Below are 19,202 nucleotides of genomic sequence, written 5' to 3'. Positions count from 1 at the left end.
GGGCTCAGGTTGCGGCGTAGGAAACGCCGCCCGAACTCCGGCCGCTGCCTTGCAGCGGCCTTTGCATTTTCAAGAATTCAAGAGTGGAGAGCCGCATGGTTCCCGTAATCGCCCTGGTGGGCCGCCCCAACGTCGGCAAATCCACCATGTTCAACCGCCTGACCAAGACCCGCGATGCCATCGTCGGTGACCTGTCGGGCCTGACCCGTGACCGCCAGTATGGTGATGCCAGCTGGCAGGGTCGCTCGTTCATCCTGATCGACACCGGTGGTATCACCGGCGACGAAGTAGGCATGGACGAGAAGATGGCCGAGCAGTCGCTGATGGCCATCGAGGAAGCCGACTACGTCTTGTTCCTGGTCGACGCCCGTGCCGGCATGACCGCCGCCGACCAGATGATCGCCGACCACCTGCGCAAGCGGAACAAGTCGGCTGTGCTGGTGGCGAACAAGATCGACAACATCGACCCCGACATCGCCCGCGCCGAGTTCTCGCCGCTGGGCATGGGCAACGCCATCCCGGTGGCCGGCTCCCAGGGCCGTGGTATCAACGCCCTGATGGAGTCGGTGCTCGGCCACATTCCGCGTGACGCCGAAGAAGAAGCCCTCGACCAGGACGTCGCCGAAGGCGAAGAGGCCGTGCGCATTCCCGGCCCGAGCGAAAAGGACGGTATCAAGATCGCCATCATCGGCCGCCCGAACGTGGGCAAGTCGACGCTGGTCAACCGCATGCTCGGTGAAGAGCGTGTGGTGGTGTACGACGAACCTGGCACCACCCGCGACAGTATCTACATCCCGTTCGAGCGCGATGGCGAGAAGTACACCTTCATCGACACCGCCGGCGTGCGCAAGCGCGGCAAGATCCACGAGGAAGTCGAAAAGTTCTCGGTGGTGAAGACCCTGCAGGCGATCAAGGACGCCAACGTGGTGATCTTCGTCATGGACGCTCGCGAAGGCGTGGTCGACCACGACCTCAACCTGCTGGGCTTCGCCCTCGACGCTGGCCGGGCGATCGTCATCGCACTGAACAAGTGGGACGGCATGGAGCCGGGCGAGCGCGACTATGTGAAAACCGAGCTTGAGCGCCGGCTGTTCTTCGTCGACTTCTGCGACATCCACTTCATCTCCGCCTTGCACGGCACCGGCGTTGGCCACCTGTACAAGTCGGTGCAGGCCGCGTTCAAGTCGGCGGTTACCCGCTGGCCGACCAGCCGCCTGACGCAGATCCTCGAAGACGCCATCAGCGAGCACCAACCGCCGCTGGTCAACGGCCGCCGCATCAAGCTGCGCTATGCCCACCTCGGTGGCGCCAACCCGCCGCTGATCGTGATCCACGGCAACCAGACCGAGAAGGTGCCCAAGTCCTACTCGCGTTACCTGGAGAACACCTACCGCCGCGTGCTCAAGCTGGTCGGCACGCCGATCCGCATCGAGTACAAGGGCGGTGAGAACCCGTACGAGGGCAACAAGAACACCCTCACCGATCGCCAGGTCAACAAGAAGCGCCGCCTGATGTCGCACCACAAGAAGGCCGAGAAGAAGCGCCGCGACAAGCGCTGATTCCGTGCTGGCTTCATCGCCGGCAGGCCGGCTCCCACAGCGTATGCACAAGCCACAATACCTGTGGGAGCCGGCTTGCCGGCGATAGGGCCCTTTGATCCACCGCAATCCCCCTATTGTTTCAACCTTTTTCCTGACCGCTCGTTCCGCTATGCTCGGATCCACCCCCGTGCCGGACAAACCCCAGGAAAGAGGGCTCCATGATCCGCAGCAAACTGCCGAACGTCGGCACGACCATCTTTACCACCATGTCGCAACTGGCCATGCAGACCGGTGCGCTCAACCTGTCCCAGGGCTTCCCTGACTTCAACGGCCCCCCGGCCTTGCTCGATGCCGTTGGCCGCCATGTGGCAGCCGGGCATAACCAGTATTCGCCGATGACCGGCCTGCCAGCCCTGCGCCAGCAGGTTGCAGCCAAGATCGCCCGGCTGTATGGCGTGGCAGTGGATGCCGACCAGGAAGTGACCATCACCCCGGGCGCCACAGAGGCGATCTTCTGCGCGATCCAGGCGGTGATCCATCCCGGTGACGAGGTGATCGTCTTCGACCCCAGCTACGACAGCTACGAGCCGTCGGTGGAGCTGGCCGGTGGCCGCTGCGTGCATGTGCCGCTGCGCGACGGCAGCTTCAGCATCGACTGGCAGAAGTTCAGCGACGCCCTGAGCCCGCGCACGCGCATGGTCATCCTCAATTCGCCGCACAACCCAAGCGGCGCCTTGATCAGCCGCGACGACCTGGACCAGTTGGCTGCGTTGATCGGCGACCGCGATATCTACCTGGTCAGCGACGAAGTCTACGAGCACCTGATTTACGACGGCGTGCGCCACGCCAGCGTGCTGGCCCACGCGCAGCTGTACAGCAAAGCCTTCGTCATCAGCTCGTTTGGCAAGACCTATCACGTCACCGGCTGGAAAACCGGCTACGTGGTCGCGCCACCGGCGCTCAGCGCCGAATTGCGCAAGGTGCACCAGTACGTCAACTTCTGTGGCGTCACGCCCTTGCAGTGCGCCCTGGCCGACTTCATGGCCGAGCACCCTGAGCATATCGACGAACTGCCGGGCTTCTACCAGGCCAAGCGCGACCTGTTCTGCGACCTGCTGCAAGGCTCGCGCTTCAGCTTCACCCGTACCCCAGGCACCTATTTCCAACTGGTGGACTACTCGCAGATCCGCCCCGACCTGAACGACGTCGACATGGCTCTGTGGCTGACCCAGGAGCATGGCGTGGCCAGCATTCCGGTGTCGGTGTTCTACCAGCAACCCATCCCCGAGCAACGCCTGGTGCGCCTGTGCTTTGCCAAACGCGAGGAGACGCTGCGCCAGGCAGCGGAAAGACTATGCGCGATCTGAGCCAACTGCCGAACCTTAAAATCGCCTTGGTGCAGACCACCCTGGCCTGGCACGACCGCGAGGCGAACTACGCGCACTTCGAGGAGCTGATCACCCAGGCCGGCGAGGTGGACCTGGTGGTCCTGCCGGAAATGTTCACCACCGGCTTTTCGATGGAGTCCGAAAGCCTGGCCGAGCCGGAAAACGGTCCTACCTACAAATGGCTCAAGGCCCAGGCGAAGAAAGCCAACGCCGTGATCACTGGCAGCGTGATCATCCAGGCCGCCGACGGCAGCCATCGCAACCGGTTGCTGTGGGCGCGGCCCGATGGCGAGATCCTGCATTACGACAAGCGCCACCTGTTCCGCATGGCCGGCGAGCACAAGCACTACACTCCGGGCGAGCGCCAGGTGCAATTCGAGCTCAAGGGCTGGCGGATTCGCCCGCTGATCTGCTACGACCTGCGTTTCCCGGTGTGGAGTCGCGATGCGCAGGACACCGACCTGCTGCTGTACACCGCCAACTGGCCGGCGGCGCGGCGCCTGCACTGGAACCGGCTGCTGCCGGCACGGGGCATCGAGAACCTGTGCTTCGTGGCAGCGGTGAACCGGATCGGCACCGATGGCAAGGGCTTTGCCTACTCCGGCGACAGCCAGGTGCTGGACTTCCAGGGTGAGAGCCTGCTCAGCGCGGGCGAGGCCGACGGGGTGTTCACCGTGGTGCTGCGGGCGGCGGAGCTGGCCGCGTATCGGGCGCGGTTCCCGGCCAACATGGATGCCGATACCTTCGAATTGCATTGATTGCTGCGCGGGCCTCATCGCTGGCAAGTCGCGGCGGCGAACCGCAGCTCCCACAGGGACGGCGCTTGGCTTGAGGGCGGCGCGGTCGGAGTGGGAGCCGGCTTGCCGGCGATGAGGCCGGCATTGCTGACCTGACTGTCTGATCAGTACACATCCCGGCGATAGCGCCCATCCTCGATCAGCCGCTGCACCCGCTCCTCGCCCAGAATTCCCTGCAGCGCCGCATCCACCCCGGCCGCCATCCCTTGCAAACTGCCGCAGACGTACACACAGGCGCCGTCATCGACCCAGCGCTTGAACTCGGCAGCCTGTTGCAACAGCACGTCCTGAACATAGATCTTCTGCGCCTGGTCCCGTGAGAAAGCCAGGTTCAGCCGTTGCAGGTCGCCGCTTGCCACCCAGCCTTGCAGTTCCTCACCGCACAGCAGATCGTGCGCCCGGTTGCGCTCACCGAACAGCAGCCAGTTGCGCTGCTCGCCCGCCGCGATGCGCGCCTTGAGCAGGCTGCGCAGGCCAGCCAGGCCGGTGCCGTTACCGATCAGCACCAGAGGGGCCGATCCGCCGGGCAGGTGGAAGCCGCTGTTGCGACGCAGGCGTGCGCTGACGCTGCCATCGAGTGGCAGATACTCGGTCAGCCAACCGGAACCCAGGCCCAGGCTGCCATCGGCGTGGCGCTCCTGGCGCACGATCAGCTCCAGCGCGCCGTCGCTGGCGATGGAGGCAATCGAGTACTCGCGGGCGGTCAGCGGGATCAGGGCATCGACCAGCGCCTGGGCATGCAGGCCGACCAGGTGTTCGCGGCCGACCGGCAGTTGGCGGCTGGCCAAGGCCTGCGCCAGGCTTTCCTGCAGGCCGTCGAGCTGCACCGGGCAGCGAGGGTCGAGGCCCAGGCCTGCCAGGAAGGCATCGACACGGGGCTGGCCATTGCGCGGCAGGATCTCGATCAGGTCGCCTGCTTCCCAGGTTGCGGGCATTTGCGCCTGCAGTCCCAGCAGGTAGACCGGCGCGCCCTGGCTACCTGGGTTGAGCCGTTCACGGCGCAGCAGACGCCAGTTGCCGAAGCTCGGCGGCTGCCAGGCGGCGATCGGTCGGGCGCCGGTCAGTTGCGTCAGTTCCTGTTGCCACAGTTGAAGCGCGGTGGGGTCGGCATTGTCCACTTCCACCGGGCTGAAGGCGCAGGTGGCGCCGCGCTCGCCGAGCCAGGCCTGGAGGCGGCGGGCGAAGCCGCAAAAGTGCGGATACTGGCGGTCACCCAGGGCCAGCAGGGCGTAGTCCAGATGCTCGAGTGCCCAAGGTTGGCCGAGCACCTTGCGCTCGAAGCCGCGGGCGCTGTCCGGGGCTTCGCCGTCGCCGAAGGTGCTGACCACGAACAGGGCACGGCTGGCCTGGCGCAATTGGGCTTCGCCCAGCTCGGCCAGCGGGCGTACCTGCACCGGCAAGCCGGCGGCTTGCAGCTGGCCGGCGCTCTGCCAGGCCAGTTGTTCGGCGAAACCGCTCTGGCTGGCGAAGCCGATCAGCCAGCTGTCGCCAGCGTTGCCCCGGTCCGCCACTGCGCCACGGGCGGCGCGTACCTGGCGTTTCTTGCGCCGACGGTCCAGGTACAGCAGCCAGCCGGTGACGAAGAACAGTGGCATGGTCAGGCTGGCGAGGGTGACGATGATGCGCCCCGGCAGACCGAAGTATTCGCCGACGTGCAGGGCATAGACGCTTTGCAGCAGTTGCGCCTTGAACGACTTGTCGGCATAGCGTTCGTGACGCTTGACCTGGCCGCTGGCCGGGTCGAGGGTCAGGGTGTTGAAGGCCCGCTCGTGCTCGGCGCCTTGCAGCAGGTAGAACAGCGTCGCGGGCTGGCCGCCGGCCGGCGGCAGGCGCAGGTTGTAGGTGGCCAGGTCCGGGCCTGCGGCTGCCTTGAGGCTGGCCCAGATGGCGTCATAGTCCACCACCCGTGGCGGGGCGTTCTTGTCCACTTTGGGCGGACCATGACGACCGCCACGGCCTTCGCCGCGTTTCTGCTCGCCCGCCGCGGGCTGGTCGGCCAGCAGGCGGTTGAGGCCTTCGCGGTACCACTCGTAGGACCAGAACAGCCCGGTCAGGGCGAACAGCAGGTAGAACAGCAGGCACCAGGTGCCGAACACCGCATGCAGGTCCCAGTTGAAGGCGCGGCCTTTCCTGGCCCAGTCCAGCGTCAGCCAAGTGCGCCAGTTCAGGGCCTTGCGCGGCCAGCGCAGGTACAGCCCGGAGAGGCAGAAGAAGATCAGCATCAGGGTGCAGGCGCCGGTGATCTGCCGGCCGGTGTCGCCCATGGCCAGGAACCGGTGCAGGTTGAGCATGAGGTTGAAGAAGCCAAGGCCTGCGACTTCACCCTTGAGCTCGCCGGTGTACGGGTCGGCGTAGCGCAGCGCGCCACGGCGCTCGCCGGGCGCCGGGGTGAAGAAGATCCGCGCGGCGTTGCCGTCGCGGGTATCGACCCAGAGCATGGAGACCTGGTCGCCTTGCGCGGCCTCGACCCGACGCACCAGCTCGGCCGGCGGCAGCACGCCTTCCTGGCGTACCTCGACCTTGAGCACCTCGGCGTTGAACGCGCGCAGCAGTTCTTCCTGGAACGACCAGATCGCGCCGGTGATGCCCATCAGCGCCAGCACCAGGCCGGCGCTGATGCCAAAGAACCAGTGCAATTGGAACAGCGTCTTCTTCACCACATCGATCACCTTGTCTTGCCGCCAGCAACTGCGCGGCGTGCATTATGCCTTGATACGCAAAAGCCCCGTTCAATCGATTGAACGGGGCCTGGGGTGCGGCTTTTAGAAGTGGACGCTGGTGGTCAGCAATGCCGTGCGTCCCGCCGCCTGGTTGGCGAAGTGGGTGGAGTAGGCCTTGTCGTAGTAGACCTCGTTGGTGAGGTTCTGCACGTTCAACTGCAGGTCGATGTTCTTGGTCAGCTTGTAGGCCGCCATGGCGTCGTAGCGCACGTAGCTGTTGACCATGGTGGTGTTGGCCACGCTGCCGTACACGTCGTCTACATAGAAGGCGCCGCCACCGACCGTCAACTTCGGCGTCAGCTGGTAGGTGGTCCACAGGCTGGCGCTGTTGTTCGGCGTGTTGGGCAGCTGGTTGCCGTCGTTCGCCTTGCCCAGCGGGCCACCGTCGATCTGGCGGGCCTGCATGTAGGTGTAGCCGGCGAACACCTGCCACTTGTCGGTCAGCTTGCCGCTGGCCGACAGCTCGATGCCTTGCACACGGGTTTCACCGACGTTCTCGTAGGTGTTGGTGTTGACCTGCACCCGGGCGTTTTCCTTCTCGGTGCGGAACAGCGCCGCTGCCAGGGACAGGCGCTGGTCGAGCAGGTCCCACTTGGTGCCGATTTCGTAGTTGGTGGTTTCCTCCGGCTCCATGTCACTGTTGAGCAGGTTGCCGGAGCGGTCGGTGGTGTTGCCCAGCGGGTTGCCTTCGGTGCCCTCGCCGAGCATGGCGCCAGGCGGTGTGGCCGAGGTGGCGTAGGACACATAGATGCTGCCGTTGTCGGCCGGCTTCCACACCAGGCCCAGCTGGCCGGTGATGAATTCGCTGGTGTCCTGGCCCTTGGCGGGTACGCCTTTGGTGCTCACTGCGGTACTGCCGTCGGCATTGTAGCCACGATAGTCGGTGTCGAAGTGGTCATAGCGCAGGCCCATGTTGAGCAGCCACTGCGGGGTCAGCTCCAGGGTGTCGAAGACATAGAGTGCGCGGGTCTTGCTGCTGGTCCTGGTGCCGGCGTAGTTGCGCGCGACGGTGCCGACCCAGGCATCGTCCGGGTTCGGGTTGTCCAGCGAGGTGCAACTGCCGCCGCTGCCCGGCCCGGTGCAGGTGAGCTTGCTGTTGGGGGTGACGGTGTAGCTCTGGCGGTCGGACTCTTCCTTGGTGAACTCGACGCCGGTGGAGAAGCTGTTCTTCAGGCCGCCCAGGTAGAACTCGCCGAACAGGTCGGTCTGGTTGGTGGTGGTGGCGGTGTTGCCCACACGGGTGTTGGCGCGACGCCAGACGCCGTTGTTGTTGACGTTGCCGGCACTGTCGTCGGGCTGGGTCAGCACGTAGTCCTGCATGCTGTTGCCGTGGCGCAGGGTGTTCTTGAGGGTCAGCGTGTCGGACAAATCGTGCTCGATGGCGAAGGTCGCGATATCGACACGGGTCTTGCGGAAGTCGCGGCCGGTCAGGCCGTAGAAGTTGTCGCTGTCGCCGCCGTCCACCGGTTTGTCCGGATGGGCAGAGGTACGGGCTCCGCTGCCTGCCAATGGAACGCTGTAGGGGATGCCGGAGTCCGGCAGGTCGTCGCTTTCCAGGTGGTAGTAGTCGAGGTTGACGCGGGTCGGCGTGCCCAGGCCGAACGCCAGCGACGGGGCGATGCCCCAGCGGTCGTAGTTGACCTTGTCGCGGCCGGCGACGTTGCTCTCGTGGGTCATCAGGTTCAGGCGCCCGGCGACGCTGTCGCTGAACTGGTAGTTGCCATCGAAGGTGTAACGCTGGGTCTGGTCGCTGCCCCAGGTCCAGGCGCCGTCCAGCGAGTTGCCCAGGTGCGCGCGCTTGCTCACCAGGTTGATGGTGCCGCCGGCCGCACCGCGACCACCAATGGCCGAGTTCGGTCCCTTTGCCACTTCGACAGACTCGATGGCGAAGATTTCGCGGGTCTGGGCGCCGGTGTCACGCACGCCGTCCAGGTAGGTGTCGCCCTGGGCGTCGAAGCCACGGATGAATGGGCGATCGCCTTGCGGGTTGCCGCCTTCGCCGGCACCGAAGGTGATCCCGGGTACCGTGCGCAGGGCGTCCTGCAGGGACATGGCGTTGGTGTCCTTGATCACCTGCTGGGGAATCACCGTGATCGAGCGCGGCGTGTCCACCAATGGCGCGGTGTACTTCTGCGACGAGGCCTTGTCGACCTTGTACTCAGTGCTTGCCTGTTCGGCCTTGCCATTGACGCTGGTGGCATCGAGGGTGATGGCGGAGTTGCTGGCCGGGTCGGCGGCATAGGCCGAGGTGGCGGTGATCGCCATGCCGATGGCAGAGGCGAGCAGTCGTGGTGAACTCACAGCAGATGGCACGTGACGCATTGTTGTAGACCTTCCCCAAGGTATGAAGGCCGCGGATGTTAATGTAAGCGAATGTAAGGAACAATTGAGAAGCGTTACCATTCGCCAGGAATTTACATTCTTTACAATTTTGCCTTACGGTTTTTACGGTCTCATCCGTCGCGCTCTGGAGAAAGGGGCTTGTGGTAGGTAAAAGGTAATCAATATCATTGACGCCCCTTTCGCTCTCGGTGCCGTCGCCATGCTGCTTCACATCCCAGGCCTGTTCGAGGCCGACGAAATCCTGCGCATTCGCGAAGCCCTGGAGCAGGCCGACTGGGCCGACGGCAAAATCACCGCCGGATACCAGTCGGCCAAGGCCAAGCACAACCTGCAGTTGCCCGAGGGGCATGCGCTGGCCAAGGAAATCGGCAGTGCGTTGATCGAGCGGCTGTGGCGCAACCCGTTGTTCATGTCCGCGGCGCTGCCGCACAAGGTGTTCCCGCCACTGATCAACTGCTATCGCGAGGGCGGCAGTTTCGATTTCCATATCGACAATGCCCTGCGCCAGCCCAAGGGCAGCCCGGAGCGCGTGCGTACCGACCTGTCCTCGACGCTGTTTCTCAGCGACCCGGACAGCTATGACGGCGGCGAGCTGGTGATCCAGGACACCTATGGCGTGCGGCAGGTCAAGCTGGCCGCCGGCGACCTGGTGCTGTACCCCGGCACCAGCCTGCACAAGGTCAACCCGGTCACCCGCGGGGCGCGCTATGCGGCGTTCTTCTGGACCCAGAGCCTGGTGCGCGAGGACAGCCAGCGCACCTTGCTGTTCGAGATGGACAATGCCATCCGTCAGCTCGGCGCCGATGTGCCGGAGCACCCGTCGCTGCTGCAACTGACGGGCACCTACCACAACCTGCTGCGCCGCTGGGCCGAGGTCTGAGCCGTGTCTTATCAATTGCGTCGTGAGGAAGTGGTGGATGTGGCCGGGCTGAAGGCGATGCTCGAGCACAGCCCGGGACAGGCCGCGCAGGCGATCCTGACGGCGGCGGGGCAAGGGGCGGTCGAGGCGCAGCTGTTGCTTGGGCAGATCCTGCTCGATGGGCGCGGTATCGAAGAGGATGCCAATGTGGCCCGGCGTTGGTTCTCGATTGCTGCCCAAGGTGGCAGCGCCATGGCCCACAACATGCTTGGCCGTTGCCTGGAGCACGGCTGGGGTGGCGAGGTGGATCTCGCCCAGGCGGCCATTCACTATGCCCGGGCGGCCGACGCCGGGCTGGACTGGGGGATGTACAACCTGGCCAATCTGCTGGCCACCGGTCGTGGGGTGGCGGCCAGCCAGGCCCAGGCGTTGATGTGCTACGAGAAAGCCGCGCAGCTGGGGCATGCCAAGTCGATGAACCTGTATGGGCGGTATCTGGAGCAGGGCATTGCCACCGCTGCGAGCCCGGTGCGGGCCATGCGCTGGTATCGCCGTTCAGCCGAGGCGGGGGATTTCCGCGGGATGTTCAGCCTGGCGCTGGTGCTGGTCGAGCGGGGGCAGATAGCCGAGGCCGGGCCATGGCTGGACCGGGCCAGGGTCGAGGGCAACCTGAATTTCCTGCGCAGTGCGCTGGTGACGTTGCAGGGGGCGGGGCCGGCATTGATGGCCTTTGCGGCGCGTTATGCCGAGGAGATCGAACGGCGGGAAGACTGAGCCTGATCGTGCGGGCCTCTGCGCGAGACCGCTGCCACGAGCAAGTAGGGGCCGCCTTGCGGCCCATCGCCGGCAAGCCGGCTCCCACAGGTTCAGCGCAGGTCTCAGAACTGCGCGATCCCTGTGGGAGCCGGCTTGCCGGCGATGGGCTGCGTAGCAGCCCCAAGTGACGCCTCGAGTTACAGGTAGTAAGCCTTCAGCGGCGGGAAGCCGTTGAACTCCACCGCACTGTAGCTGGTGGTGTAGGCACCGGTCGACAGCCAGTACAGGCGGTCACCGATGGCCAGGTTCAGCGGCAGGCCGTACTTGTAGTTTTCGTACATGATGTCGGCGCTGTCGCAGGTCGGGCCGGCGATGACGACTTCTTCGGTTTCGCCTTTCTTTTCGGTCCAGATCGGGAACTTGATGGCTTCGTCCATGGTTTCGATCAGGCCGGAGAACTTGCCCACGTCGGTGTAGATCCAGCGCTCGACGGCAGTGCGAGACTTGCGCGCCACCAGTACCACTTCACTGACCAGGATGCCGGCGTTGGCGATCAGCGAACGGCCAGGCTCGAGGATGATTTCCGGCAGGTCGTCACCGAAGTCTTCCTTGAGGAAGCGGATGATCTCTTCGGCGTAGGTCTCGAGGCTGTTGGTGCGGGTGATGTAGTTGGCCGGGAAGCCGCCGCCCATGTTGATCAGCTTCAGCTCGATGCCGTCTTCTTCCTTGAGGCGCTCGAAGATCACCTTGACCTTGGCGATGGCCGCGTCCCACACGCTGATGTCGCGCTGTTGCGAGCCGACGTGGAAGGAGATGCCGTAAGGCACCAGGCCCAGGTCGCGGGCGAGGATCAGCAGGTCCATGGCCATGTCGGTCTGGCAGCCGAACTTGCGCGACAGTGGCCAGTCGGCGGTGGTGGAACCTTCGGTGAGAATGCGCACATAGACTTTCGAGCCCGGCGCGGCCTTGGCGATGTTGCGCAGGTCGGCCTCGGAGTCGGTGGCGTACAGGCGCACGCCTTTCTCGTAGAAGTAGCGGATGTCCTTGGACTTCTTGATGGTGTTGCCGTAGCTGATACGGTCGGCGCTGACGCCGCGGCCGAGCACCTTGTCCAGTTCATAGATCGAGGCGATGTCGAAGCTTGAGCCCTTTTCCTTCAGCAGGTCGATGATCTCGACCGCCGGGTTGGCCTTGACCGCGTAGTAGACCTTGGCGAATTCGAACCCGGCGCGCAGGTCGTCATAGGCCTGGCTGATCATCTGGGTATCGATGAGAACGAACGGGGTTTCCTGCTTGTCGGCGAACGCCTTCATTTTCTGGAAGGTGTCACGCGCAAAGTAGTCTTCGACCTGGATCGACATGCTCAGGGGCTCCATGGGCAAACTGAAAAGATAAGTGGCAGCAACTGAACGTCCTCCGTATCCCCACTTTGGTTCGCCTACTTCCCAAGGCATGTCGCCGAAAGCAAAAAGGTCAGCCGTGCTTGGAAAAGGCGGATGACCTTGCTGTCTCGTCGTCAGTACTTGAGCCGGATGGATCGTTTCCAGCATGGACGTTCGGCGCGCACTTTAGGACGTGAAAACGGCAATATCAACAGGCAATCCCGGGGTGCTCGTCGCCTGTCGCGGAGCTGCCGCTGTGATAACCGACTAATGTGCGCCCGGTAGGTTCCTGAAAAGGCCATCAGCGTAAAAAATTGTGGAATAGGTGGCGATCTGGCCGCGATCGGCTGACAGCTTCATTCTTTGCATGATGGCTCTGGTTTCGCTGCGAAAGGGCGGAGGAACCCGTAGGTGACCGTTTGTCGGGGGCTGAGGCCGGGCTGCGAATGGACACTGAGTGTTCAAATTTATGGCCACGTGCTCAGCCCGGTCTTTACCGCGAAATTGGCCATAAATTTTTTGTTACGCAGAGCCCGTCGTGGCCATTGGTCGTGCAGGGGACATGTCGATTGCCGTCCTTGATGAGAAACATTACTATTCGCGACCTCATCTGCCTCCCTGACGACCCCGACCGTGTCCGGACCCAAAGGCTTCCTCGACCATTACCAAGAGCTGATCGGCACCTGGACGCGCAAACTGCGCAGTCGACAGCAGGCCGAGGACCTCACCCATGATGCCTTTGTGCGGGTGCTGGAAAACCCGCGCGAGCAGGTCGAACAGCCACGCGCCTACCTGCACCAGACCGCCCGCAACATCGCCGTCGACGGCTTTCGCCGCGAGGACCGGCGCCAGGCCCTGGAGCTTGAGGCCTTCACAGGTGATATGGCCGCAGGGGACGACCCGGAAGCGTATGTGCACGCCCTGGAACTGGCCGACAGCGTCGAGCGGGCGCTGGCCGAGCTGCCGCTGAACTGCCGCAGGGTGTTCATCTGGCAGAAGCTCGAAGGCCTGACCCAGGCCGAGATCGCCGAGCGCATGGGTTTGACCAAGAACATGGTCGAAAAGTATATGATCCGCACGCTCCGACATCTGCGTGAGCACCTGGATGTGTCGGCCAGATGAGTCAGGAGACCCCTTCGATGAAACAGCACGTGCCCGATCCCGTGGTCGAGCAGGCGGCCTGCTGGTTCGCCCGCGCTCAGGACGCGCCGCACGACAAAGCCGTGCACGCGGCGTTGCAGGCGTGGTTGGCGCAGCACCCGCGGCACCGGCAAGAGTACGAGCGCCTGGCGCAACTGTGGCGCGCCGCCGACTTCATTCCGCGTCAACGCCTCGAAGCGCTTTGCCAGCCCGAGCCGGTACGTCAGTTGCCGCGCCGCCGCCTGCTGCGCCAGGCATTTGCGGCCGGGGTGGCGGTGGTCGCGCTGGGGCTGGGTTGGACAGGTTGGCAGTATCAGCAGCTCAACCATCAGGACACGTTGACTACGGCCTTGGGCGAGAGGCGTCAGGTCGAACTGCCGGACGGTTCACGGCTGGAGCTCAACAGTGCCACCCAGGTGCAGGTGATGTTCTCTGCGGGGCAGCGCCATGTGCGCCTGGGCGCGGGCGAGGCGATGTTCATCGTCGCCCATGACAGCGATCGCCCCTTCGTGGTGAGCACAGCCCAGGGCGATGTCACCGTCACCGGCACCCGCTTCGATGTACGCCAGGATCCGAACAGCACCCGCGTGGCGGTGGAGCAGGGTTCGGTCAAGGTACAGGGCGCGGCCGAGTCGCTGGCGCTGCTCACTGCCGGCCAGGGTTCGCATATCGATGCGCAGGGCAAGGTCGCCGCGCCCTATGCCATCGATGCCAACGCGGTGACCGCCTGGCGCCAGGGCAAGCTGGTGTTCGACAACGCGCCGCTGAGCGAGGTCGTGGCGGAAGTCTCGCGCTACCGTACCCGGCCACTGCATGTGGCACCCGGCAAGGCCGCCGCGCTGCGCCTGTCGAGCACCTTCAGCACTGACGACCCGGACGCCCTGTTGCGGGCCTTGCCGAGCATCCTCCCGGTGCAGGTGAAGACCCTTGCGGACGGCTCCAGCGAAATAGTTCTGAAATAGATTCAGGTTTTTTTCCGTTCGTTCGTCTTCCCCGCCAGCTGCAACTGCCAAGCATTTCCATTTGCATGCGGTTGGCGTTTATCCCGACTCTCAGGACCCATCGAAGACGTGAACAACAATAATCCCCTTCTCCAGCTGCGCCGCCTGGCGCTGGCCCTGGCGGTCAGCGCCGCCGCCGGCAACAGCTACGCCGACAGCATCCAGATCCAGGCCCAGCCATTGGCGGGCGCGCTCAAGCAATTGGGCCAGCAGACCAACCTGCAACTGTTCTTCAGCCCCGAGCTGGTGGATGGCAAGCAGGCCCCGGCGGTGTCCGGCAACCTGGCGCCGGAGCAGGCCCTGCAGCAACTGCTGCAAGGCAGCGGGCTGACCTTCGAGCAGTCCGCCGACACCGTGGTGGTCAAGCCGGCCCAGGCCGCTGGCACCCTGACCACCGGCAGCCTGGAGCTGGCGCCCACCGATATCAAGGTGGTCGGGGACTGGCTGGGCGACGCCGAGCAGAGCGTGGTGCAGAATCACCCGGGCGCGCGCACCGTGGTGCGCCGCGAAGCGATGGTGGAAAAGGGCACGATGAACGTGCGTGACGCCCTGCGCGGTATCCCGGGCGTGCAGGTGCAGGATTCCAACGGCACCGGTGGCAGCGACCTGTCGCTGAACGTCGGCGTGCGTGGCCTGACGTCGCGCCTGTCGCCGCGTTCGACGGTGCTGATCGATGGCATCCCGGCGGCCTTCGCCCCCTATGGTCAGCCACAGCTGTCGATGGCGCCGATCTCCTCGGGCAACCTCGACAGCATCGACGTGGTCCGTGGTGCAGGCTCGGTGCGCTATGGCCCGCAGAACGTCGGTGGGGTGATCAACTTCGTCACCCGGGCGATCCCCGAGAAGGCCAGCGGCGAGCTGTCCACCACCCTCGAGACTTCGCGCGATGGCGGCTGGAAACACACTGAATCGGCCTTCGTCGGCGGCACCGCCGACAACGGCATGGGCGTGGCGTTGCTGTACACGGGCGTGAATGGCGATGGCTATCGCGAAAGCAACAACGACAACGATATCGACGATGTGATGCTCAAGACCCACTGGGCACCGACCGATGTCGACGAGTTCTGGCTCAATTTCCACTATTACGACGGCCGCGCCGACATGCCGGGCGGCCTGACCCAGGCCCAGTACGACCAAAACCCCTACCAGTCGGTGCGCGACTACGACTACTTCAGTGGCCGACGCAAGGACGTGTCGTTCAAGTGGCAGCGGCAGATCGACGACGCCACCCAGTTCGAAGTGCTGACTTATTACACCGACAGCTTCCGTGGCAGCGCCATCGCCGCCCGCGACCAGAAGACCCTGTCGTCGTACCCGCGCAACTACCACACCTTCGCCATCGAGCCACGCCTGTCGCGGATCTTCTTCGTCGGCCCGACCACCCAGGAAGTCAGCGTCGGCTATCGCTACCTGAAGGAAGCGATGCGCGAGCAGTCCACCCGCCTGGCGCTGGTCGACAACGTGCCGACCGTGACCCCGACCTCCGACGGCCATGTATTCCAGGACCGCAGCGGTGGCACCGAAGCCAGCGCCTACTACATCGACGACAAGATCGACGTCGGCAACTGGACCATCACCCCGGGCATCCGCTTCGAGCACATCAACACCGACTGGCGCGACCGACCGGTGATGGACGCCAACTACCGTCCGGTGCCGGAGAAGAACCGCAGCATCACCAGCAACGAACCGCTGCCAGCACTTAGCGTGATGTACCACATGTCCGACGCCTGGAAGCTGTTCGCCAACTACGAGACCTCGTTCGGCAGCCTGCAGTACTTCCAGCTGGGCCAGGGCGGCGTCGGCGACAGCACGGCAAACGGCCTGGAGCCGGAGAAGGCCAAGACCTACGAAATCGGCACGCGCTATGACAACGGCAACTGGGCCGGTGAGCTGACAGCCTTCTACATCGACTTCGACGATGAGCTGCAATACATCAGCAACGATGTCGGCTGGACCAACCTCGGGGCGACCAAGCACCAGGGCATCGAGGCCTCGGCGCGCTACGACCTGTCCGGCCTGGACCCACGCCTGCAGGGTCTGTCGGTGAATGCCGGCTACACCTACACCCGTGCCACCTACGAGGGGGAGATCCCTGGTTTCAAGGGCCGTGACCTGCCGTTCTATTCGCGCCAGGTAGCCACCGCCGGCGTGCGCTACGAGGTCAACCGCTGGACCTGGAACCTGGATGCCTACGCCCAGTCGAAGCAGCGCGCGCCGGGTACCGGGATGAACGCCGATGGCAGCTTCAACGGCAACTACATCACCCAGCCGAGCGCCGACGGGCAGTATGGCGACATTCCGGGCTACGTCACCTGGCATGCCCGGGGTGGCTATGCGTTCGGGCCGCAGCTGTCGAACCTGAAGCTGGCCGCCGGGGTGAAGAACCTGTTCGACAAGCAGTATTTCACCCGCTCAAGCGACAACAACGCGGGGATCTATGTGGGTGAGCCGCGCACGTTCTATGTGCAGGCCAGTGTAGGGTTCTGATAGCGCGTCGCCTTTATCGCGGATGAATCCGCTCCTACCTGTAGGAGCGGATTCATCCGCGATGAGGCCGGCTCAGGAAATCACTGCCTGCGCCGGCGACACGATCGAGGTCTTCGCCCCGCGCGAGCGCCCAGAACTCAGGTACGCCGCAATCGACTCCTGTGTCACCTCTCCCAGGAACACCTGTTCGGCATCCAGCACCGGCAACCACGCCCGATTGAACTCGTACATGCGCGACAGCAGGATGCGCAGGTGCTCATCGTGCGCCGCCGTGGCATTGAACGGACGCAGGAAATCCGCGCACGTGCCCTGCTGGCGGTGCATGTCGCGGCGGCGCACATAACCCAGCGCGCGATTCTGCGCATCGGTCACCACCACGTAACGGCGGTCATGCTCGTCCAGCAGTTCCAGCGCATCGCTCACCGGTGTTTCCGGACTCACCGATGGTGCGTTGTCCGCGGCATCCTCGGCACGCACCAGCAGCAGGCGCTTGAGCGTGCTGTCCTGACCGACGAAGTTGCTGACGAAATCGTCCACCGGGTGTGCCAGCAGGGTGTCCGGGTGATCCAGCTGCAGCAGCTTGCCGGCGCGGAAGATGGCGATCTTGTCGCCCAGCTTGATGGCCTCGTCGATGTCATGGCTGACCATGATCACCGTCTTGTTCAGGGCCCGCTGCATCTCGAAGAACTCGTTCTGGATCATCTCGCGGTTGATCGGGTCGACCGCGCCGAACGGCTCGTCCATCAGCAGCACCGGGGCCTCGGCGGCCAGGGCGCGGATCACGCCGATGCGTTGCTGCTGGCCACCGGACAGTTCACGCGGGTAGCGCTGCAGGTACTGCTTGGGCTCGAGCTTGATCATGCTCATCAGCTCGCGGGCGCGGTCGTGGCAGCGCTGCTTGTCCCAGCCGAGCAAGCGCGGGACCACGGTGATGTTCTCCTCGATGGTCATGTTGGGGAACAGGCCGATCTGCTGGATCACGTAGCCGATGTGCCGGCGCAGGGTCACCTCGTCCAGGCCGGTGGTGTCCTCGCCATTGATGAACACTTGCCCTGAGGTCGGTGTGATCAGGCGGTTGATCATCTTCAGCGTGGTGCTCTTGCCGCAGCCGGAGGGGCCGAGGAACACGCAGATTTCGCCTTCGTTGACGGTGAGGCTTACCGCGTCGACGGCTTTGACGTCCTTGCCGTTGACGTTGAAGGTCTTGCTGAGGTTCTTCAGTTCGATCATGAGCGCAGTCCTTCTGGAGTCAGGGCACGTTGCAGGGCTTGCAGGAGCAGGTCGGCGATGATCGCCAGCAGGCTGACCAGCACAGCGCCGACCAGCAGCATCGACATGTCGCTGCGGCTGATGGAGGTGAGGATGAGCACGCCCAGGCCGCCGGCACCGATGGTCGCGGCGATGGTCATCACGCCGATGTTCATCACCACGGCAGTGCGCACGCCGGCGAGGATCACCGGCACGGCGATGGGCAACTCGACCATGCGCAGGCGCTGGCCGAAGGTCATGCCGATGCCGCGTGCGGCTTCACGGATACCGGGCTCGACGTTGGTCAGGGCCAGGTAGGTGTTGCGCAGGATCGGCAGCAGTGAATAAAGGAACACTGCAGTGATCGCCGGCAGTGGCCCCAGGCCCTGGCCGAACTTCGAGTAGAACGGCAGCAGCAAGCCGAACAGGGCGATCGAGGGGATGGTCAGCAGCACGGTGGCGCTGGCCTGCAGCGGGCCGGCGAACACCGGGAAGCGGGTCATCAGGATGCCCAGCGGCACGCCGACAAGGATCGCCAGGCCCACCGCGATGCCGACCAGCATGATGTGCTGCCAGGTCAGTTGCAGGACCTGTGCCCAGTCGAGGTGGACGAAGGTGTCGAGCAGGTTCATGGCTGTACCTCGCTGAGTGGGTGCTCACGCAGGAACGCGGCGGCCACCACCGTCGGGCTCTGGTGCTCGACATCGACCTTGGCGTTGAGCTGGCGCATGGTCTCGTCGTCCAGCTGTTCGGCCAGCGGCTTGAGCAGGGTGGCCAGCTGAGGATGGGCGTCGAGCACGGCCTGGCGCAGCACCGGGGCGGCGGTGTAGTCGGGGAAATAGTGCTTGTCGTCTTCCAGCAGCTTGAGGTCGAACGCGTTCAGGCGCCCGTCGGTGGTGTAGACCAGGCCGGCGAACACCTGGTTGTTGCGCATGGCGGTGTACACCAGGCCACCGTCCATCTGGCGGATGTTGCGCCGGTCCAGCGGCAGCTCGTACAGCTCGCGCAGGCCGACCAGGCCATCCGGGCGGTTGGCGAACTCGGTGTCCAGCGCCACCAGGTGGTTGCGGTCGGCTTCGTCATGCAGCACCTGGTTGAGGTCGCTGATCGAGTTGATCTGCGGGTAGGCCGCGGCGACTGCCTTTGGCAGGCCCAGGGCGTAGGTGTTGCTGAACTTCGACGGAGTCAGCCAGACCAGGCCCTTTTTCGCGTCGAGCTCTTTCACTCGCGCATAGGTGGTTGCGGCGTCTGGCATGCGCTCGTCGATATGGTTGTACGAGACCAGCGATACGCCGGTGTATTCCCACATCAGGTCGAGCTGGCCGGTTTCCTGGGCCTGGCGGGCGATGTTGCTGCCCAGGCCGGTGGTCACCCGCACCTCGAAGCCGTTGGCGCGCAGGTGCTGGGCGGTGATCTCGGCGAGCACGGTCTGTTCGGTGAACACCCGGGCGCCGATGCGGATCTGTGGTTTTTCCACGGCCTGGGCAACGCCTGCGCAAAGCAGGGCCGCGCCCAGGAACAAGGCGATTGTCTTCTTCAT

Annotated in this window: 14 protein-coding genes; 8 read left to right on the top strand and 6 right to left on the bottom strand. The window is 64.6% G+C overall.

The window, feature by feature from the left end; translation table 11 throughout:
- Positions 1-95: 95 nt before the first annotated feature.
- The 3 genes from der to AC3WL2_RS09230 all read left to right on the top strand — a co-directional run bounded on the left by der (position 96) and on the right by AC3WL2_RS09230 (position 3,687).
- Positions 96-1,559 (top strand): ribosome biogenesis GTPase Der, encoded by a 1,464-nt coding sequence (gene der, locus AC3WL2_RS09240; RefSeq protein ID WP_102682071.1) that lies wholly within the window; start codon positions 96-98, stop codon positions 1,557-1,559.
- A 200-nt stretch (positions 1,560-1,759) separates the two neighbouring features.
- The gene (locus AC3WL2_RS09235; protein ID WP_102682070.1) at positions 1,760-2,908 is read left to right on the top strand and encodes a pyridoxal phosphate-dependent aminotransferase; all 1,149 of its coding nucleotides are present in this window, start codon (positions 1,760-1,762) and stop codon (positions 2,906-2,908) included.
- Positions 2,896-3,687, top strand: a complete 792-nt coding sequence (locus AC3WL2_RS09230) for an amidohydrolase (protein ID WP_102682069.1) — start codon at positions 2,896-2,898, stop codon at positions 3,685-3,687. Before AC3WL2_RS09235 ends, AC3WL2_RS09230 begins: the two co-directional genes overlap by 13 nt.
- Before the next feature lie 143 nt (positions 3,688-3,830).
- On the opposite strand, the gene AC3WL2_RS09225 is transcribed toward AC3WL2_RS09230, so the two are convergent.
- Positions 3,831-6,386 carry a sulfite reductase flavoprotein subunit alpha gene (locus AC3WL2_RS09225; protein ID WP_102690664.1) on the bottom strand — a complete coding sequence of 852 codons (2,556 nt, stop codon included), beginning with the start codon at positions 6,384-6,386 and terminating at the stop codon, positions 3,831-3,833.
- Between the two features lie 102 nt (positions 6,387-6,488).
- Positions 6,489-8,768, bottom strand: a complete 2,280-nt coding sequence (locus tag AC3WL2_RS09220) for a TonB-dependent receptor (protein WP_102682067.1) — start codon at positions 8,766-8,768, stop codon at positions 6,489-6,491.
- A gap of 220 nt (positions 8,769-8,988) precedes the next feature.
- On the opposite strand from AC3WL2_RS09220, the gene AC3WL2_RS09215 reads away from it, so the two are divergent.
- Both AC3WL2_RS09215 and AC3WL2_RS09210 read left to right on the top strand, forming a co-directional pair.
- On the top strand, positions 8,989-9,669 hold the full coding sequence (locus tag AC3WL2_RS09215; RefSeq protein ID WP_046854262.1) for a Fe2+-dependent dioxygenase: 681 nt from the start codon (positions 8,989-8,991) through the stop codon (positions 9,667-9,669).
- A gap of 3 nt (positions 9,670-9,672) precedes the next feature.
- On the top strand, positions 9,673-10,422 hold the full coding sequence (locus AC3WL2_RS09210; RefSeq protein ID WP_102682066.1) for a tetratricopeptide repeat protein: 750 nt from the start codon (positions 9,673-9,675) through the stop codon (positions 10,420-10,422).
- 179 nt (positions 10,423-10,601) lie between these two features.
- Here the strand turns inward: AC3WL2_RS09210 and AC3WL2_RS09205 are convergent, their stop codons facing one another.
- On the bottom strand, positions 10,602-11,765 hold the full coding sequence (locus AC3WL2_RS09205) for a type III PLP-dependent enzyme (RefSeq protein ID WP_102684931.1): 1,164 nt from the start codon (positions 11,763-11,765) through the stop codon (positions 10,602-10,604).
- A 654-nt stretch (positions 11,766-12,419) separates the two neighbouring features.
- On the opposite strand from AC3WL2_RS09205, the gene AC3WL2_RS09200 reads away from it, so the two are divergent.
- From AC3WL2_RS09200 to AC3WL2_RS09190, 3 genes are all read left to right on the top strand, one after another.
- On the top strand, positions 12,420-12,908 hold the full coding sequence (locus AC3WL2_RS09200) for a sigma-70 family RNA polymerase sigma factor (protein WP_102684930.1): 489 nt from the start codon (positions 12,420-12,422) through the stop codon (positions 12,906-12,908).
- 17 nt (positions 12,909-12,925) lie between these two features.
- The gene (locus AC3WL2_RS09195) at positions 12,926-13,888 is read left to right on the top strand and encodes a FecR family protein (protein ID WP_102684929.1); all 963 of its coding nucleotides are present in this window, start codon (positions 12,926-12,928) and stop codon (positions 13,886-13,888) included.
- Positions 13,889-13,996: 108 nt separating this feature from the next.
- Positions 13,997-16,414, top strand: a complete 2,418-nt coding sequence (locus tag AC3WL2_RS09190) for a TonB-dependent siderophore receptor (RefSeq protein ID WP_102684928.1) — start codon at positions 13,997-13,999, stop codon at positions 16,412-16,414.
- A 72-nt stretch (positions 16,415-16,486) separates the two neighbouring features.
- On the opposite strand, the gene AC3WL2_RS09185 is transcribed toward AC3WL2_RS09190, so the two are convergent.
- From AC3WL2_RS09185 to AC3WL2_RS09175, 3 genes are read right to left on the bottom strand one after another with little or no spacing between them, the layout of a single operon-like run.
- The gene (locus AC3WL2_RS09185) at positions 16,487-17,644 is read right to left on the bottom strand and encodes an osmoprotectant ABC transporter ATP-binding protein OsmV (RefSeq protein WP_102684927.1); all 1,158 of its coding nucleotides are present in this window, start codon (positions 17,642-17,644) and stop codon (positions 16,487-16,489) included.
- On the bottom strand, positions 17,641-18,294 hold the full coding sequence (locus tag AC3WL2_RS09180; protein ID WP_102684926.1) for an ABC transporter permease: 654 nt from the start codon (positions 18,292-18,294) through the stop codon (positions 17,641-17,643). Before AC3WL2_RS09180 ends, AC3WL2_RS09185 begins: the two co-directional genes overlap by 4 nt.
- Complete coding sequence (locus tag AC3WL2_RS09175) at positions 18,291-19,202, bottom strand: glycine betaine ABC transporter substrate-binding protein (RefSeq protein WP_102684925.1); 912 nt, start codon at positions 19,200-19,202, stop codon at positions 18,291-18,293. Before AC3WL2_RS09175 ends, AC3WL2_RS09180 begins: the two co-directional genes overlap by 4 nt.

This window comes from Pseudomonas sp. FW305-96 (assembly GCF_058783825.1).
This window is presented reverse-complemented; position numbering and strand designations above follow the sequence as displayed.

Coding starts and splice junctions, on each gene's coding strand:
- der (WP_102682071.1), top strand. CDS start 96: ATGGTTCCCGTAATCGCCCTGGTGGGCCGCCCCAACGTCGGCAAATCC.
- AC3WL2_RS09235 (WP_102682070.1), top strand. CDS start 1,760: ATGATCCGCAGCAAACTGCCGAACGTCGGCACGACCATCTTTACCACC.
- AC3WL2_RS09230 (WP_102682069.1), top strand. CDS start 2,896: ATGCGCGATCTGAGCCAACTGCCGAACCTTAAAATCGCCTTGGTGCAG.
- AC3WL2_RS09220 (WP_102682067.1), bottom strand. CDS start 8,768: ATGCGTCACGTGCCATCTGCTGTGAGTTCACCACGACTGCTCGCCTCT.
- AC3WL2_RS09215 (WP_046854262.1), top strand. CDS start 8,989: ATGCTGCTTCACATCCCAGGCCTGTTCGAGGCCGACGAAATCCTGCGC.
- AC3WL2_RS09205 (WP_102684931.1), bottom strand. CDS start 11,765: ATGTCGATCCAGGTCGAAGACTACTTTGCGCGTGACACCTTCCAGAAA.
- AC3WL2_RS09195 (WP_102684929.1), top strand. CDS start 12,926: ATGAAACAGCACGTGCCCGATCCCGTGGTCGAGCAGGCGGCCTGCTGG.
- AC3WL2_RS09185 (WP_102684927.1), bottom strand. CDS start 17,644: ATGATCGAACTGAAGAACCTCAGCAAGACCTTCAACGTCAACGGCAAG.
- AC3WL2_RS09180 (WP_102684926.1), bottom strand. CDS start 18,294: ATGAACCTGCTCGACACCTTCGTCCACCTCGACTGGGCACAGGTCCTG.
- AC3WL2_RS09175 (WP_102684925.1), bottom strand. CDS start 19,202: ATGAAGAAGACAATCGCCTTGTTCCTGGGCGCGGCCCTGCTTTGCGCA.